At 34.7% G+C, this 17,287-nt stretch carries 14 protein-coding genes; 10 read left to right on the forward strand and 4 right to left on the reverse strand.

From position 1 onward, the window contains the following. Positions 1 to 381: 381 nt before the first annotated feature. The 3 genes from LL966_RS13955 to LL966_RS13965 all read right to left on the reverse strand — a co-directional run bounded on the left by LL966_RS13955 (position 382) and on the right by LL966_RS13965 (position 3,250). Entirely contained in the window at positions 382 to 645 is a 264-nt protein-coding gene (locus tag LL966_RS13955; protein WP_229354122.1) for a hypothetical protein, read from the reverse strand. Positions 646 to 924: 279 nt separating this feature from the next. Next, a complete protein-coding gene (locus tag LL966_RS13960) occupies positions 925 to 1,941 on the reverse strand; it encodes an LLM class flavin-dependent oxidoreductase (RefSeq protein ID WP_229354124.1) in 1,017 nt (338 codons plus the stop codon). A gap of 100 nt (positions 1,942 to 2,041) precedes the next feature. Then, on the reverse strand, positions 2,042 to 3,250 hold the full coding sequence (locus tag LL966_RS13965) for a polysaccharide deacetylase family protein (RefSeq protein ID WP_229354129.1): 1,209 nt from the start codon (positions 3,248 to 3,250) through the stop codon (positions 2,042 to 2,044). A 162-nt stretch (positions 3,251 to 3,412) separates the two neighbouring features. Here LL966_RS13965 and LL966_RS13970 point away from each other — a divergent pair, with 162 nt between their 5' ends. The 10 genes from LL966_RS13970 to LL966_RS14015 all read left to right on the forward strand — a co-directional run bounded on the left by LL966_RS13970 (position 3,413) and on the right by LL966_RS14015 (position 16,226). Further along, positions 3,413 to 4,762, forward strand: coding sequence for a sigma-54-dependent transcriptional regulator (locus tag LL966_RS13970; protein WP_229354130.1), 1,350 nt, complete (start codon positions 3,413 to 3,415; stop codon positions 4,760 to 4,762). A 370-nt stretch (positions 4,763 to 5,132) separates the two neighbouring features. Further along, positions 5,133 to 5,414 (forward strand): DUF7674 family protein, encoded by a 282-nt coding sequence (locus LL966_RS13975; RefSeq protein ID WP_026730398.1) that lies wholly within the window; start codon positions 5,133 to 5,135, stop codon positions 5,412 to 5,414. Between the two features lie 182 nt (positions 5,415 to 5,596). Continuing rightward, positions 5,597 to 5,674, forward strand: coding sequence for a K(+)-transporting ATPase subunit F (gene kdpF, locus LL966_RS13980; protein ID WP_081909388.1), 78 nt, complete (start codon positions 5,597 to 5,599; stop codon positions 5,672 to 5,674). A 74-nt stretch (positions 5,675 to 5,748) separates the two neighbouring features. Then, on the forward strand, positions 5,749 to 7,470 hold the full coding sequence (gene kdpA, locus LL966_RS13985; protein WP_229354131.1) for a potassium-transporting ATPase subunit KdpA: 1,722 nt from the start codon (positions 5,749 to 5,751) through the stop codon (positions 7,468 to 7,470). Positions 7,471 to 7,669: 199 nt separating this feature from the next. Then, on the forward strand, positions 7,670 to 9,727 hold the full coding sequence (gene kdpB, locus LL966_RS13990) for a potassium-transporting ATPase subunit KdpB (RefSeq protein ID WP_229354132.1): 2,058 nt from the start codon (positions 7,670 to 7,672) through the stop codon (positions 9,725 to 9,727). 114 nt (positions 9,728 to 9,841) lie between these two features. Then, positions 9,842 to 10,393 (forward strand): K(+)-transporting ATPase subunit C, encoded by a 552-nt coding sequence (locus LL966_RS13995; protein WP_229354133.1) that lies wholly within the window; start codon positions 9,842 to 9,844, stop codon positions 10,391 to 10,393. 408 nt (positions 10,394 to 10,801) lie between these two features. Further along, on the forward strand, positions 10,802 to 11,878 hold the full coding sequence (locus LL966_RS14000) for a porin (RefSeq protein ID WP_229354134.1): 1,077 nt from the start codon (positions 10,802 to 10,804) through the stop codon (positions 11,876 to 11,878). Positions 11,879 to 12,038: 160 nt separating this feature from the next. Beyond that, positions 12,039 to 13,166 carry a sensor protein KdpD gene (locus tag LL966_RS14005; protein WP_229354135.1) on the forward strand — a complete coding sequence of 376 codons (1,128 nt, stop codon included), beginning with the start codon at positions 12,039 to 12,041 and terminating at the stop codon, positions 13,164 to 13,166. A 262-nt stretch (positions 13,167 to 13,428) separates the two neighbouring features. Then, entirely contained in the window at positions 13,429 to 15,147 is a 1,719-nt protein-coding gene (locus tag LL966_RS14010; RefSeq protein ID WP_229354136.1) for an ATP-binding protein, read from the forward strand. A 320-nt stretch (positions 15,148 to 15,467) separates the two neighbouring features. Beyond that, entirely contained in the window at positions 15,468 to 16,226 is a 759-nt protein-coding gene (locus LL966_RS14015) for a phosphatase PAP2 family protein (protein WP_229354137.1), read from the forward strand. Between the two features lie 248 nt (positions 16,227 to 16,474). On the opposite strand, the gene LL966_RS14020 is transcribed toward LL966_RS14015, so the two are convergent. Continuing rightward, a complete protein-coding gene (locus LL966_RS14020) occupies positions 16,475 to 17,248 on the reverse strand; it encodes an XRE family transcriptional regulator (RefSeq protein WP_229354138.1) in 774 nt (257 codons plus the stop codon). Between the last annotated feature and the right edge of the window lie 39 nt (positions 17,249 to 17,287).

Here is a 17,287-nt window from a genome sequence, read left to right on the forward strand (position 1 = left end):
GTATTTCTTTTTGTCTTCGCCTGTGTTTCAAAGCGGGTGCAAAAGTAGAAAACTTATTTCTAAATGGCAAATGTTTTTTGAAGTTTTTTTTAGAAAAATTTTCATTCTCATTTCTTCTCCAAATCTACCAATCTATCAATGAACTTTCCGTGTTTTGCGGGGTGCAAATGTAACATCCATTTTCAAATCTCACAAGCTTTTTTGAATCTTTTTTGAAAAAAAAATTTTCAGTTTCAATTCGTATGCCTGTCAGTATTTCAGTGAACGTCTTTCGTTGTTGCGGGTGCAAAAGTAGCACCTTTATCCAGTTAAACAAGCTTTTCAAGCCTCTTTTTTTGATGTTTTTCCGGATTATTTCTTAACTCCCTGATAACGGATTCTTTACAAAGCAGATTTTTTTGATGTTCCGTAGGTTTTTTCTGAATCGAGGCGCGGTTTTGCCAATTTCAAGGCTTTTTCGGATGCCCGTTTTATGGGATTTCCTGTATTCAGGGCTGTTTTCTGAAGAAAATTCACCTTTAGCAAAGACAGCTTACTGCCGTTTTGATCTCCAAGCGATGCGGAAAAACTGTTTTTTCCCCCTTTCAGGGCTGCTCTTCCTGCCCAAAACGTCTTTTTTTTTTCTGAAACCCCTTCTGAAAACAACTCTCCTAGCCCAGATAGAAGCGGAAATCCTTTTTGTGGCGGGGTCCGCCGCAAAAAGATTACTTCGTCAGTTCGCTATCGCTCGTGTGAAGCGGATAGCGGGAAACAGCTCCTTATTATATATAAGAAACATAAGGTAAGCATGAGACGCACTGCAGTGCGTCTCTACCGAAAATTGGGGAATTATTATTCTCTACATATATGTGCAAAAACAAACCCGACAGGTTTTGATAAACTGTCGGGTTAGTCGAATGAAATTTAATCTTATATATAATATACTTATATATGTATACTTTGATTTAAGCTATCGATTACTTCTTTTGTGATCTGAATGCTTTTCAATTTTGCTTCATGGTTGAAAATTGGGCTCGTTACCATAAGTTCGTCGATTTGTGCATAGTTAATAAACTTTCTCAAATCTGTTATTAATTGTTCTTTGTTTCCTGTAATTGTTCCACCTGTCATTTGATTTACGTGGAAACGTTCTGTCTCATTCATAATATCATCTAATGATGGAACTGGAGGCTGTAATCCTTTACGATCGTTTCTAATTAAATTTAAAAACATTTGATACAAGCTTGTAGATAATAATTCTGCTTCTTCATTGGTATCTGCTGCTATAATATTCAGACAAGCCATTGTTTTTGGTTTGTCTAAAAATTCTGAAGGCTGGAAGTTTTCGCGGTAAAATTCAAATGCCTGAATCATGAGCTTTGGCGCAAAGTGTCCGGCGAAAGCGTAAGGCAATCCATAAGCGGCAGCCAAAGCGGCACTGTCCATACTCGATCCCAGAATCCATATTGGAACTTTTAAGCCTTCGGCTGGGAAAGCACGTACTTTTCCTGTTGCGTTTTCACTTGAAAAATACTCTTGAAGCTTACTCACGTTTTGTGGAAAACGCTGTGCTTGTTCAAAAAAGTCTTTTCTAATAGCTTCGGCAGTTGGCTGATCTGTTCCTGGTGCTCTTCCTAAACCCAAGTCAATTCTATTTGGATAAAGTGTTTCTAGAGTTCCAAATTGTTCTGCTACTACTAAAGGAGAATGATTTGGCAACATAATTCCTCCTGAACCTACGCGAATATTATGGGTTTGACTAGCTATATAACCAATCAAAACAACTGTTGCCGTACTCGCAACATGTGCCATATTGTGATGTTCTGCCAACCAAATTCTTTTATATTCTAATTTGTCGGCTAATTGCGCAATGTCTTTTGTTTTTTGAAATGTTTTTGTTGCATCACTATCTTGATTGATAATGGCAAGTTCTAATATTGAGACTGAAATTGGTTTTTTCATATAAATTAAGGCTAAAATGCAAAATTAAGTCATTTATATGAATGCATTCCACTTTCTTCTGTTAAGAGATTTATAATATTTGTAACTACAACTATCACCACTACAATTGTATAAAAATCAATTTATGATTCGATTTGCCGTCATCTTTTATTGAAAGTTCTTTATTCGATTCGATTTCAAATCTAGAAGAGGTTTCAACATTTAATGAAATATCTCGATTTCTAAAAATTTCAGGAATATCAGGAAGCTGAATTGTTACGATTACTTCTTTGTTCTTTTGTTTGAAATTGATTTTAATTCGATCTCTCAGCCAAATATATTCATAAACTTCTTGCCATGGCGCCATCCAAATTGAATCGTTTCCTTTTAATCCATATTTATTTTGAAGTGTAGTCATATAATATTTAAACTCTGGGAAACGCATACTAAGATTCCACAAGTTTCCGTTTCCTGTTCCATGTGTAAATTCATTATACCAAATTGGGTTAGGCAATTTTGCAATTGAATCTACGGTTTTTAGAAAACGATCCATGGTCTTAAAAGTCGTTGTATCTTTTGAACTCAACACAAAAGTTCGAGCGGTAATCATTTTAGCTAAATCTATTTTTGAATATACTTTTAAAATTGGACCAACACCTGTGTAAGATGCTACAGACAAATGACCGTTTGCTAATGCATTTTTCTCATATTCGTAACGGTAATTTGGGTCTCCTTCTCCTCCAGGAACCACAAAATGAGACATAGTAAAATCTAGATTGTGTTTAATAGAAGCTGTATTTTCGGTTACCTCTGTTAAGAAATTGGTTCCAGGTTTTGTGAAATGATGAAAACTATGATTTAAAATATCCCATCCAGCATTGTACATTTCTTTTACCTCTGACCAAGAAAGATGCCCTCGATTCTTTGGCAGATCACCAATAGAAGCTCCGTTGATTGCTAATCCTAATTTGAACGGAATTTTATTCCCCATTCCATCTGAATAAAATAGTCCTTCTGAAATTGTTCCGTCTCCTCCTTGATCGATTTTCCACTCATTAATAGAAGAGCTACTTATCTTACCGCCATTCAATAATGGAAATGCAGTCAAATAAGCCGACCTGTACCCATCGTCGAGAGTAAAACTATACGCGAAATGTTTGTTGTACTTTAAAGGAGAAACTGCAATTTTGATTTTGTCTGTCGACTTTAGTTTTATTTTGAATGAAATAGTTTTCGATTTGGAAGAATCTTTTTTAATAATTTCGTTTGAAAAACTAGTAAAACTACCAATTATTACAGCAGTTATTAAAAGGATAATTCGTTTAGACATAATTTTTAGCGGTTTATTTTCGATTTAAAAATACATTTCTTTTTGAAAACAAAATTTTAAAACTGAATATACCATTAAAAATAATTTGTTCCGAATCAAAAAAGCGAACTAATTTAAAACCTAAATTTGTACATCAAATTTGGTTTTAGCTTAACTGTAAAAATGACACACAAAATTTTAATTATAGACGACGAAGAAAAACTGAGAAGTCTGCTGGCACGCATTATAAAATCGGAAGGATTTGAAGTTATCGAAGCAAAAGATTTAAAATCAGGTTTTAAGAAATTAGAACAAACCGAAATTGATGTTGTCTTATGTGATGTTAAACTTCCGGACGGAAATGGTGTTGATTTTCTACAAAACATAAAAGGAAGTTTTCCTTTAACAGAAGTTATTCTTTTAACCGCTTTCGGGAATATTCCTGATGGCGTTCAAGCAATGAAAAATGGTGCTTTTGATTATATTGTAAAAGGTGACGATAACGATAAAATTATTCCGCTTCTTTATAAAGCTGTTGAAAAAGTGCATTTGCAAAAGAAAGTAGAACAACTTGAAAAACGCATTAATGACAAATATTCTTTTAGTACCATTATCGGAAAATCAAAAGGAATTGAACAGGTTATTGATTTAGCTCAAAAAGTAGCCCAAACCGATTCGACTGTTTTATTGACAGGTGAAACTGGAACTGGAAAAGAAGTTTTTGCGCAGGCTATTCATGAAAACAGCAATCGTGTTGGAAAATCTTTTGTGGCATTAAACTGCAGCACCTTCAGCAAGGAAATTTTAGAAAGTGAACTTTTTGGTCATAAACAAGGTGCTTTTACCGGAGCTTTAAAAGATAAAAAAGGTTTTATTGAAGAAGCCAATGGCGGTACTTTATTTCTGGACGAAATTGGAGAAATGCCGATTGATCTTCAGGCGAAATTATTGCGTGTTTTAGAAACTTCAGAATATATTCCTGTTGGAGATACGACTCCAAAAAAGTCAAATTTTAGATTAATTGCGGCTACAAATCGAGATTTAAAGGAAGAAAGTGAAGCACACCGTTTTCGTTCAGATTTATATTTTCGTTTGAATATTTTCGAAATTAAACTGCCTTCATTACGAGAAAGAATTAAAGATATTCCTGTATTGACAAATTATTTCGTTAAACAGTTTTCTGAAAAAACAAATAAAAAAACATTAACAATCAGCGAAGATTTTCTGCAGAAATTAGAAAACTATTCTTGGCCAGGAAATATCCGTGAACTTAAAAATATTATCGAAAGATCGGTTATTTTGAGTAATGGAGATACTTTAACTTCAGATGTTTTACCTTATGAAATGCAGCATCAAGTGGAGAAAACTACCAAATCAATGTCGGCTTTCTCGATGCAGAGTGTTGAAAAACTGCATATCCAGAAAGTTTTAAATTATACAAAAGGAAATAAGGCGGAAACAGCGAGATTATTAGAAATTGGAATTGCGACTTTGTATAGAAAGTTGGAAGAATATGGGATTGAAAAAAATTAAATTTCAATTTCAATGGCAATTTCAATATCGATTTTTAAAAGCTTCGGAGAAGCGACATATTTATAGAAAAATAATTTAACCGCATTGATTAAAAGCTCCAGCGGAGCGACACCCACACAATCTAAAAAAATATGTCACCCCGCTGGGGTTCTGATAACATGGTTTCATTATTTTTCTATAAATATGTCGCTTCTCCGAAGCTTAAATAACATATCAAAACGAGAAAAGCTTATCAAAATGATAGGCTTTTTTTATGCTTGATTTTTGGCACAAAACCACATTCCTTTTATTGACAGCACTTTAGCTATAACTTAACTTTTTCGGAACATATTTTGGCATAAGGAGGAAGAACATTAAAAATTCATTCCAAATGAAAAATCAAGTAACCTCAATCTACAAACAAGCCGAACGGTTTGCTGAGATAACCAAAAAATCTATTATTTCTGGAAACATCGTTCGAGCAAAAAAATGCTTGGCACTTGCTGAACGTCTATTTATAACCGGAAGCATCGAAACTAAAAATGCCATTTCTAATGTGTATGTTTTTTCGGTTTCTTCTTTTATGGAAGTGCGTCACTGCAATATTTCACATCTTTTTCCACAAACACTTAAAGCGGAATATATCAAGCAGGTTAATGCTTCGGGAGTCTAAAAAGTTTAATCGGTTAACTGTTTAATCGTTTAATCGCTCCAAAACAATCTAAAATCTGTCCCGATGCTTCGGGACTAAAATCTAAAATAAATCCTATGATCACTTTTCTTTTACTCGGGCTAGCCGTTGTGCTCTTTGCCATTTGTTTTCTCTCTGTTGAATTTTTTGAAAAAATATAAATCATGACCGCACTATTTATTATTTCAATCGCCGTTTTCGTGTATTTGGTTTATGTACTAATCAAACCCGAAAAATTTTAAAATATGAATTTTTAGAATTTAAGATTGTCTCAAAGAAATCTAAAATCTAAAATCAACAATCTAATATTAAATATATGAACACAGAATTATTAGGCGTCATTGGTATTTTTATCCTAACCATTGTTTTAGCGATTCCTTTAGGAAAATATATTGCTAAAGTTTATTTGGGAGATAAAACACTTCTTGACCCGATTTTCAATCCAATTGAAAAATTTATCTTTAAAATCAGCGGTATTAATTCCACTGAAGAAATGAACTGGAAACAGCACTTAAAAGCACTTTTAAGTATCAATATGGTTTGGTTTTTTCTTTGCTTTTTTGTCTTATTGTTTCAAGGATCTTTACCTCTTAACCCGGATAATAATCCCTCTCTGACGCCTGATCTGGCTTTTAATACGGCTATTTCATTTTTAGTCAATTGTAACTTACAGCATTATTCAGGCGAAAGCGGAGTTTCTTACCTTTCACAAATCGTCTTGATGTTTCTTCAATTTGTTTCTGCTGGTATCGGAATGGCTGCTGCCGCTATGATTTTTACAGCAATGAAAGAAAGAACAACAGAAAAATTGGGTAATTTTTATAATTATTTCATCAAAAGCTGTACTCGTATTTTATTACCCCTTTCTGCAATTGTAGCTGTTTCGCTAGTATTTAGCGGAACTCCAATGACTTTTGAAGGTAAAAATGCTATTACAACACTTCAAGGTGATCATGTAGAAGTTTCTCGCGGGCCAGCCGCAGCATTTATTGCTATCAAACATATTGGTACAAATGGCGGTGGATTTTTTGGAGCCAACTCAGCGCATCCATTAGAAAACCCAACTTATTTTACGAATGGAGTTGAACTTTGGGCGCAGATGATTATTCCGTTTGCAATGATTTTTGCTCTTGGATTTTTCCTAAACAAAAGAAAACTGTCGAATATCATATTTGGTGTAATGACGGTTGGTTTCTTACTCTTGGTTATTCCAACAGTTATAAGCGAAATCAACGGAAATCCTGCTATCGAAAAAATGGGTATTGCGCAGGTAACCGGAGCGATGGAAGGAAAAGAAGTTCGGTTTGGCCCAGCAATGTCAGGTTTCTGGAGTATTGCTACAACCGTAATTTCTACAGGTTCTGTAAACAGTATGCACGATAGTTCAATGCCAATGTCTGGCGCTATGCAGCTATTATCTATGATGGTAAATGCCTTTTATGGCGGTTGCGGTGTTGGTATTCTAAACTATTATATTTTCATTATTCTGGCTGTATTTATCTCCGGTTTAATGGTTGGTCGAACTCCTGAATTTTTAGGAAAGAAAATCGAAGCGCGGGAAGTAAAAATTGCTGCTTTTATCGCCATTCTTCATCCTTTATTAATATTAGCCGGAACTGCTTTAGCATCTTATTTTGCTGCGCATGACACTGCAATGGGTTATTGGTTTAACGGAAATGCAACAGGCTGGTTAAACAATCCCGGTAATCACGGATTTTCAGAAATGTTATACGAATACACTTCCAGTGCTGCCAATAACGGTTCTGGTTTTGAAGGATTGGGAGATAATAATCCGTTTTGGAATATCACTACGGGAATTGTGTTACTGCTAAGCCGTTTTATTCCAATCATTGGTCCATTGGCAATTGCAGGTTTATTGGCAGGTAAAAAATACATTCCAGAAAGTGCAGGAACTTTAAAAACAGATACCTCAATTTTCGGAATCATGACTTTTGCCGTAATCGCAATTATCGCTGCTTTATCATTCTTCCCAGCGTTGGCTTTAGGTCCATTGGCAGAATTCTTTACTTTAAAATAACAATTCATTTTTCAATGCTGAAAACATTTTAAACACATAGAAACATAGTCTTTTCTTTATCTAAAAAAGAAAATCAAAAGAAACTAGTTTCTAACACATAGCTATGTGAATGTATGCAAGTGAAACGCCTTTACCACAAAGTAAAAATCTATGTCTCTATGTGTTTAAAAAAAATCAGTTAAACAAAATAATATAAAAAATGACAACTAATAAATCCACATCATTGTTTGAAAGTAAACAGGTAAAAGAAGCCTTAGCGCAGTCTTTTGTGAAGCTGAACCCAAAAATGATGATCAAAAATCCGGTAATGTTTACCGTAGAAATTGGAACTGCCATTATGTTTGCCGTTTGTATTTCCATTTTAATGGGAGCAACTGACCAAGGTAGTTTTATTTATAATTTAATTGTGTTTTTAATTTTACTGGCAACGCTTTTATTTGCCAATTTCGCCGAAGCAATTGCTGAAGCAAGAGGAAAAGCACAAGCCGATAGTTTGCGAAAAACAAGAGAAGAAACTCCTGCAAGACAAATTCTTCCAAACGGAGAAATAAAAAACATTAGTTCTTCGGCATTAAAAAAAGACGATATTTTCGTTTGTGAAGCTGGCGATTTAATTGCTGCCGATGGTGAAATTATCGAAGGTCTGGCTACAATCGACGAAAGTGCCATTACCGGAGAAAGTGCTCCTGTAATTAGAGAAGCTGGTGGAGATAAATCTTCAGTAACCGGAGGAACAAAAGTATTATCTGATAAAATTAAAGTAAAAGTAACTTCTGAACCAGGCGAAAGCTTTTTAGATAAAATGATTGCTTTGGTTGAAGGTGCAAGCCGTCAGAAAACACCAAACGAAATTGCCTTAACCATTTTATTAGCCGCATTTACTTTAATTTTCGTGATTGTGTGCGTTACGCTAAAACCGTTTGCCGACTATGCCAACGCACCCATCACGATTGCGGCTTTTATTGCCTTGTTTGTATGTTTAATTCCAACTACAATTGGAGGATTACTTTCTGCTATTGGTATTGCGGGAATGGACAGAGCTTTACGAGCTAACGTAATTACAAAATCGGGTAAAGCGGTTGAAACTGCTGGAGATATTGATGTTTTGCTTTTGGATAAAACGGGAACCATTACCATTGGAAACAGAAAAGCAACCAATTTTTACCCAACAAAAGGAATCTCTTTTGATGATTTCGTTAAATCGGCTGTTTTGAGTTCGCTTGCTGATGATACTCCGGAAGGGAAAAGTATTCTCGAATTAAGTGAAATGTTAGATGTAAAAAATGAAACGAAAGCGAGCTTTTTACAAACTACTTCTGACATCGCGCATACCATCAAATTTACTGCCGAAACCAGAACTTCTGGAGTCGTATTAAAAGACGGAACCAACATTAGAAAAGGAGCACAAGACGCTGCAAAAAACATTGCGCAGCAAGCCGGAAATTCTTTTCCTGAAGATACTGCGCAACAAGTAATCACAATTTCGTCTAACGGAGGAACTCCATTAGTAGTAATCAAAAACAATGAAGTTCAAGGTGTTATAGAACTTCAGGATATTATCAAAACCGGAATGAAAGAACGTTTTGAGCGCTTGCGCAGAATGGGAATCAAAACGGTTATGGTTACTGGTGATAATCCGCTTACTGCAAAATTTATTGCTGAAGCAGCTGGTGTTGATGATTTTATTGCCGAAGCTAAACCTGAGGACAAAATGAATTACATTAGAAAAGAACAAGCAGAAGGAAGATTGGTTGCTATGATGGGTGACGGAACAAATGATGCTCCTGCCCTTGCCCAAGCTAATGTTGGAGTTGCCATGAACAGCGGAACTCAAGCGGCAAAAGAAGCCGGAAACATGGTCGATCTTGACAATGACCCAACCAAACTAATTGAGATTGTTGAAATTGGGAAACAGCTTTTAATGACTCGAGGTACTTTAACTACTTTTTCTATTGCAAATGACGTTGCGAAATATTTTGCTATTGTTCCTGCTCTTTTTATTACTGCGATTCCTGCGCTTCAAGGTTTAAATATTATGCATTTGCATAGTCCTGAAAGTGCGATTTTATCGGCTGTAATTTTCAATGCGATTATCATTCCGATATTGATTCCGCTTGCGCTGAAAGGTGTTGATTACCGACCAATTGGAGCGAGTGCCATCTTAAAAAGAAATCTTTTAATTTATGGTCTTGGCGGATTAATTGTTCCTTTTATAGGAATAAAAGTTATTGATTTACTGGTTGCCTTATTTATGTAAAAATCAAACCTGACAGGTTTACAAAAACTCAATAAAAACATAGACTTTAGATTACTAAGCTTCAAAGAAAAAACTTAGAACCTTAGCAACTTAGTCCCTTAGAATCTCAAAAAAATGAAAAATCTATTTTCACTATTAAAACTTACCGTATTTACTTTGATTTTGTTTGCGGTTATTTATCCTTTAGCGATTTACGGAATCGCACAATTGGCTCCGAATCAAGGAAAAGGGGAAATTATTTCGGTTAACGGAAAAGTTGTTGGTTATCAAAAAATTGGTCAGAAATTCGATAAGTCGAATTATTTCTGGGGAAGACCTTCGGCTGTTGATTATAATGCTGCCGGAAGTGCCGGCAGCAACAAAGGGCCAAGCAACGCCGATTATTTGGCTTTGGTTCAAAAAAGAATTGATACCCTTTTATTGGTTCATCCGTATTTGAAGAAATCTGATATTCCATCCGATATGGTTACGGCTTCAGGAAGTGGTTTAGACCCGAATATTTCTCCGCAAGGGGCTTTGATTCAGGTGAAACGAATTGCTAAAGAAAGAAATTTAGCTGAAGCTAAAGTAAAAGCTTTGGTTGAATCTAAAATTAATACGGCTGTTGTTGGGCCTGAAACGGTGAATGTTTTGGAATTGAATGTGGCGCTGGATGCGCTTCGCTAAGATGCTATCCCGAGGCTTTGGGACTAAGATACTGAGATTCTAAGTTTTTCTATGCGCATTCTTGTCATTTCGACGAAGGAGAAATCTTCACAAGAAGCTCCACAAAGAATGTCAAATCTGTGGCGATCTAGCAACGAAGATTTCTCCTTCGTCGAAATGACAAACTATGGCGGGAATTGAAATAGAAAAACTAAACTTACAATAATACCTAACAGGTTTTGGAAACCTGTTAGGATATGAAAACATTAAAATACAAAACGCCTTTTTACCCCAAATGCCCTAGCCCCGATAGTAGTGGAAATCCTTTTTCTGGCTTCTTTAACCAGGAAAAGATTGAAACGTCCCGAAGCTTCGGGAGCGGGATTAGATCCTAAAAAATCTACTAATAAATAATTGAATACCACAAAAATGAAAAAAATAATACTTACTGCTTTAATCGCTTTTGGTTTTAGCAATTTACACGCACAAGAAGAATCAAAAAGTCCGTTTACGTTTTCAGGATATATAGACGCTTATTATAGTTATGATTTTGCAAAACCGGAAGATCATATGCGCCCGGGATTTTTTTACAGTTATAATAAAAGCAACGAGGTAAACCTGAATTTAGGAATGGCAAAAGTGAATTATTCGAAAGAAAATATTCGGGGGAATTTTGCCTTAATGGCGGGAACTTATGCCGAATATAATATGGCTGCCGAGCAAGGTTTATTGAAAAATGTTTACGAAGCTAATGTTGGTGTAAAGATTTCAAAAAGTCATAATTTATGGATTGATGCGGGAATCATGCCTTCGCATATTGGTTTTGAAAGTGCGATTGGAAAAGACTGTCAGACTTTAACGAGAAGTATTCTGGCTGAGAATTCTCCTTATTATGAAACGGGAGTTAAAATTGGTTATACATCTGAATCTGGAGAATGGTATTTAGCGGGAATGTACTTAAATGGCTGGCAGAGAATTGAGAAAGTGGAAGGCAATCAAACGCCTGCTTTTGGAACTCAAGTTACCTACAAACCATCTGATCGGATTGCTTTGAACTGGAGTACGTATGTTGGAAATGAACAGCCGGATATTGATAAAAAATGGCGTTATTTCAACAACTTTTACGGACAATTTAAAGTAACGGAAAAGACAAATATTACTGCTGGTTTTGATATTGGATCTCAGCAATCGGCTAAAGGAAGTGATAAATATGATACTTGGTTTTCGCCCGTTTTAATTCTGCAATATAAACCAGTTGACAAGATTCAGCTTGGGGTACGAGGTGAATATTATAGTGATGAAAAAGGTGTAATCATCTCAAAAGAAACACCAAACGGTTTTAAAACTTACGGATTTTCAGCTAACTTTGATTACTTAGTTACTGATAATGTTATGTTTAGAATTGAAGCCAGAAATCTTTCGAGTAAAGATGAAATTTTTACCAAAAACAATTTGCCAACGGACACAAATACATTTGTAACAACAGCATTAGCTATTAGTTTCTAGAAAAAGATCTTATTGATTAAAATTTATTTCACGCAGATTCTACAGATTAAAGCAGATTTAAATGGATTTTTAATTAAATAATCTGCGAATATCTGCTTAAATCTTTTAAAATCTGCGTGAAACAAAAAACTTGGCGACTTAGCACTTTGTGGCAAAAAACATGAAAGAAGAAAAAGAAAATAATGCACAGCACTTTCTCGATTTAATTCAGAAATCACGAAAGGGAAAGTTCAAAATCTACATTGGAATGAGTGCCGGTGTGGGCAAGACTTTTCGTATGCTTCAGGAAGCGCATTCGTTATTGAAAAACGGAATCGATGTAAAAATTGGCTACATCGAAACGCACATGCGAAAGGAAACGCATGAATTATTAGCAGGTTTGCCTATAATTCCGAGACGGACCATTTTCTATAAAGGAAAAGAACTTGAAGAATTGGATGTTCAAGCCATAATCAACCTTAGACCAGAAGTGGTTATTGTTGACGAATTGGCGCATACAAATGTTGAAGGAAGTAAAAATGAAAAACGCTGGCAAGATGTTTTAGAAATTTTGGAAGCTGGAATTAATGTGATTTCGGCGGTGAATATTCAGCATATTGAGAGTTTAAATTCAGCTGTAAAACGCATTACAAATATTGATGTTCAGGAAAGAATTCCGGATAATGTTTTGCGATTGGCGGATGAAGTCGTGAATATCGATTTAACATCTGAAGATTTGATTGCGCGTCTGAAGGAAGGAAAAATTTATACTCCGGATAAAATTCAGACGGCTTTAACGAACTTTTTTAAATCGGAACAGATTTTACAACTTCGAGAATTGGCTTTGAAAGAAGTAGCGAGTCAGGTCGTTCGAAAAGTTGAAAATGAAGTTCCGAATCTTCATGCTTTACGACATGAAAAATTGTTGGCCTGTATTAGCAGTAATGATAAAACGGCCAAAATTGTAATTAGAAAAGCGGCACGACTGGCTAGTTATTATAACGGATCGTGGTATGTTTTGTATGTAGAAACACCGCAGGAAAGCAGTACGAAAATTGCTTTAGATAAACAGAGACATTTAATTAATAACTTTAAAATCGCCGTACAATTAGGTGCCGAAGTTATTAAATTAGAAAACAAAAATATTGCCGATGCAATTTTGATTACGGCAGAAGAAAAACAAATTACAACTGTCTGCATAGGAAAACCGCATTTGAATTTATTTAAAGTAATTTTGTCTACAACAATTTTTAGGCGTTTGCTAAACAAACTGTCTTTATCAAATGTTGATCTTGTTATTTTGTCTTGAAAGATTTTTAAACCATATAAGTTATATAAGTTCATTTAAATTCGGGGCGTTGAAGTTTAACCGCAAAGGCGTTAAGTTTTACGCAAAGTTCACTAGAGTTTTTGATCGCAAAGTCGCAAGGGCGCAAAGTTTTTTTGTCTGTACTATGAAAAAAATCTTTGCGTGCTTTGCGAAACCTTAGCGTCTTTGCGGTTAAAAAAAGAAACTCTAATATTTCCTTATATCACTTATATGGTTCAAAAAAAATTAAATGTTTTATAAAATGAGAATTAAAACCAAATTGAATCTGGGAGTTGGATTGTTATTTTTAATGATCATTATACTTTCATTAGTTAGCGGCTATTCTGTTTTTTTAATAAAAGCAGATACTGAGAATATTCTGAAAGCGAATTATAATACGCTGGAATATTCGCGAAATATGATTTTGTCTTTGGATGAAATTAAAGCCAGTCCTGATAGCAAGATTCATGTTTTCAAGGAATATCTTGAAAAACAAACACAAAATGTCACCGAACCTGGAGAAAAAGAAGCGACTGCAAATCTGGAAAAAAGTTTTACGCTTTTAGAACAAAATGGTGCCAACGAAGCCATAAAAGCACAGATCAGACAGGATATTTTTGCCATTATGAAATTGAATCTGGATGCCATAAAACAGAAAAGCGACATTGCAAAACTAACTGCCGAAAATGCTAATTTATGGATTGCCATTGTGGGAAGTTTATGCTTTTTGATTGCTTTTAATTTACTGGTCAATTTACCTAATAACATTGCCAATCCGATTAAGGAATTAACGCTGAGTATTAAGGAAATTGCCAATAAAAACTATTCAGAACGTGTTCATTTTACGAGTCATAGCGAATTTGGAGATTTGGCCAAATCGTTTAATACGATGGCGCAGAAACTTCAGGAATATAACGATAGTAATTTGTACAAACTCTTTTTTGAAAAGAAACGACTGGAAACTTTAATCAATAATATGAACGATCCTATTATTGGATTAGATAATGAAGGAATTGTATTGTTTGCTAATGATGAAGCCTTGAAAATTATTGGTCTGAAATTGGAAGATGTTATTGGGAAATCGGCTTCTACTCTAGCCTTGTCGAATGATTTAATTCGTTCTTTGATTTTGAAAGATGAATCAGATTCTCTTAAAAAGCAACCGCTTAAAATTTATGCGCATGGAAAAGAAAGTTATTTTGAAAAAGAAATTCTGAATATTACCATAATTCCAACCGGTGAAGAAAAAGAAATTAATATTGGAGATGTTATTATTCTGAGAAACATTACGCTTTTTAAAGAACTTGATTTTGCGAAAACCAATTTTATTGCAACGGTTTCACACGAATTAAAAACTCCTATTGCGTCTATAAAATTAAGTCTTCAATTGCTTGAAAACAATAAAACAGGCGAAATGAACGATGATCAGAAACAATTGGTCGAAAGCATAAAAGATGACAGTCAGCGATTGCTTAAAATTACTGGTGAATTGCTTAATTTATCACAATTGGAAACTGGCAATATTCAGCTGAATATGGAAAAAAGCAATCCGCATCAAATTGTAAATTATGCCGTTGAAGCGGTAAAAGTTCAGGCTGATCAAAAGCAAATCAAGCTTTTAATTGATGCTGATGAAAACCTTCAAGACGTAAAAGCGGACAGCGAAAAAACAGGCTGGGTTTTGATTAATTATTTGTCGAATGCAATAAGATATTCTTCTGAAAAAAGCACGATTATCATCAAATTAAAAAAAGAAAAGAATCAAATCGTATTTCAGGTTATCGACACTGGAAAAGGAATTGACACACGATATAAAGACCGAGTTTTTGATAAATATTTTCAAGTTCCAGGAAGTCAGAAATCTGGAACTGGATTAGGTTTGGCTATTAGTAAAGAGTTTATTGAAGCACAGAATGGAAGTGTTGGAGTTGAGAGTAATTTGGGATTGGGAAGTACGTTTTGGTTTTCTTTGAAGGTTTAGATTTTTCTACCACAAATCTTCACGAATTATTGAAAAAGAGCCGTTGGCTCGAACCATATTGTAGGGCTGGATTTTAATCCAGTTGACAAAGAAATTCCGTAATACAAAAAGAGCCGTTGGCTTAATCATTAATAGACTGGATTGAAATCCAGCCCTACAATATGAATCGTCCCTACGGGACTTTAAATCTAGAAATTTTAGCCAATCTTAATTCAACTACCTCATTTAAAACTAACAAATTAAAGTTCGCTTAAGGTTCAATTAAGAGCAAAATACAAATTTTGAACATTCGTTACTATTGCAAAATATAACTACAAACAATGTTCAGTAAAACGATTTTCCTTGTATTTCTGTTCGGATTATTTTCTGCGAATGCACAAAATGATTCGATTACAAAAATTGACAGTACTTCACATCATTTAAAATTCAATTACAAACAATTAATTATTCCATCAGTTCTAATTGGTTATGGTGTAATTGGTTTAGAAAGTGATCAGCTTTTGAGTTTCAATCATCAAATTAAGGCGGAAGTTACTGAAGACATTGACGAGAAAGTGACTATTGATGATTTCTCGCAATACGCACCTGCTGCATCTGTCTACGCATTGAATGCTTTTGGCGTAAAAGGCAAAAATAATATGCGAGATCGTTCGATAATATTCTTGACTTCGTATGTTATTATGGCTTCAACAGTTTTGGGTTTAAAATCGATTTCACATGTAGAAAGACCTGATGGAAGTTCAAACAATTCTTTTCCTTCTGGACACACTGCAACTGCATTTATGGGTGCCGAATTTTTATATCAAGAATATAAAGACAAATCGATTTGGTACGGAATTGCTGGTTATGCCATTGCCACAGGAACAGGATTATTTAGAATTTACAACAACCGTCATTGGCTTACTGATGTTGCGGCAGGAGCTGGAATCGGAATTCTGAGTACCAAAATTGCTTATTGGATAAATCCTTATATCACTAAAAAGTTATTCAAATCATCAGCTGAAAGCAAATCAACTTCTATGATAATGCCTTTTTATAATGGGCAGCAATATGGTTTGGGATTTGCGAAAGTCTTTTAGTTTTTTTTTAGCCACAAAGGCGCTAAGTCACAAAGTTTTTTAAGCCACAGATTTCACAGATTAAAAGGATTTTAAATGGTTTTGATTTATCCGCCACGACCCGAGCGATAGCGAACAGGCGAAGCAATTACACAAATTTCCACGAATTATATTTGATAAAAAATTAGTGCAAATTTGTGTAATTCGTGGCAAAAAAATAATCCTTTTAATCTGTGCATCCCGATAGCTATCGGGAGTGGCCATCTCTTTTATGTATTCGACGTATTATTCTTAATCTCTCGAACTTCCCTTTTCAATTCCAAAAGCAAATCTTTCATTGCTCCAGTTTCTGTTATTTCTTGTTTTTTATCCGAACGGCCGATATTACATTCGTATTCCCAAATCTCTAAAATATCAGAAGCTTTCACTTCATAATTCGGATAAAAACTATTATCTGATTCTAGAACCAAAGCGTTCTTTTTGTTTTTATTGAGACGCTTATACACCATTCCTTCATTTTTAGTAATAAGAATATAGGTTTTGCCGTCCATCACCTCTCCTAGTTTTTCCACATAACGACCAATAATAATAGAACCGTCTTCGTGTGGAGGCATTGAATCGCCTTCAACGGGAAATCCGCGGTGTTTTCCAGGTCCTAAAAAAGGGAGTGTAATTTGCTGTAAACTTTCAATATATTCTGGATCAGCATATCCGTTTAGATAACCTGCTTTTGCTTTTTGAGATACAATTTCAATAAAATTTTCTCCAAAACTATCCACTTGAATGGGTAAAATAAGTCGGTTACCTTCTAGTTTTATCAAATTTTGCACATCAATTTTACGGATATCGACAGATAATATCAAATCGATACTCATATGAAAATATAATGCAATCTTCTTTAAAATGTCATACGGTGCTTCCGAAGTTCCGTCTTCGTATTTAACGTATCTTCCTCTTGTAATACTCAGGTTTCCAGCTAATTTCTCTTGTGATATTTTATGCTTAACCCTCAATGCTCTGATGTTATCTGAAAATAAGGACATAATTAATTTGTTATAATTTGGAACAGCAAATATACAAAA

Source organism: Flavobacterium chungbukense, from assembly GCF_020805785.1.
Taxonomy (GTDB): Bacteria; Bacteroidota; Bacteroidia; order Flavobacteriales; family Flavobacteriaceae; genus Flavobacterium; species Flavobacterium chungbukense.

Coding starts and splice junctions, on each gene's coding strand:
- LL966_RS14000 (WP_229354134.1), top strand. CDS start 10,802: ATGAAAAAAATAATACTTACTGCTTTAATCGCTTTTGGTTTTAGCAAT.
- LL966_RS13995 (WP_229354133.1), top strand. CDS start 9,842: ATGAAAAATCTATTTTCACTATTAAAACTTACCGTATTTACTTTGATT.
- kdpB (WP_229354132.1), top strand. CDS start 7,670: ATGACAACTAATAAATCCACATCATTGTTTGAAAGTAAACAGGTAAAA.
- LL966_RS14005 (WP_229354135.1), top strand. CDS start 12,039: ATGAAAGAAGAAAAAGAAAATAATGCACAGCACTTTCTCGATTTAATT.
- LL966_RS13965 (WP_229354129.1), bottom strand. CDS start 3,250: ATGTCTAAACGAATTATCCTTTTAATAACTGCTGTAATAATTGGTAGT.
- kdpA (WP_229354131.1), top strand. CDS start 5,749: ATGAACACAGAATTATTAGGCGTCATTGGTATTTTTATCCTAACCATT.
- LL966_RS13970 (WP_229354130.1), top strand. CDS start 3,413: ATGACACACAAAATTTTAATTATAGACGACGAAGAAAAACTGAGAAGT.
- LL966_RS14015 (WP_229354137.1), top strand. CDS start 15,468: ATGTTCAGTAAAACGATTTTCCTTGTATTTCTGTTCGGATTATTTTCT.
- LL966_RS14020 (WP_229354138.1), bottom strand. CDS start 17,248: ATGTCCTTATTTTCAGATAACATCAGAGCATTGAGGGTTAAGCATAAA.
- LL966_RS14010 (WP_229354136.1), top strand. CDS start 13,429: ATGAGAATTAAAACCAAATTGAATCTGGGAGTTGGATTGTTATTTTTA.
- LL966_RS13975 (WP_026730398.1), top strand. CDS start 5,133: ATGAAAAATCAAGTAACCTCAATCTACAAACAAGCCGAACGGTTTGCT.
- kdpF (WP_081909388.1), top strand. CDS start 5,597: ATGACCGCACTATTTATTATTTCAATCGCCGTTTTCGTGTATTTGGTT.
- LL966_RS13960 (WP_229354124.1), bottom strand. CDS start 1,941: ATGAAAAAACCAATTTCAGTCTCAATATTAGAACTTGCCATTATCAAT.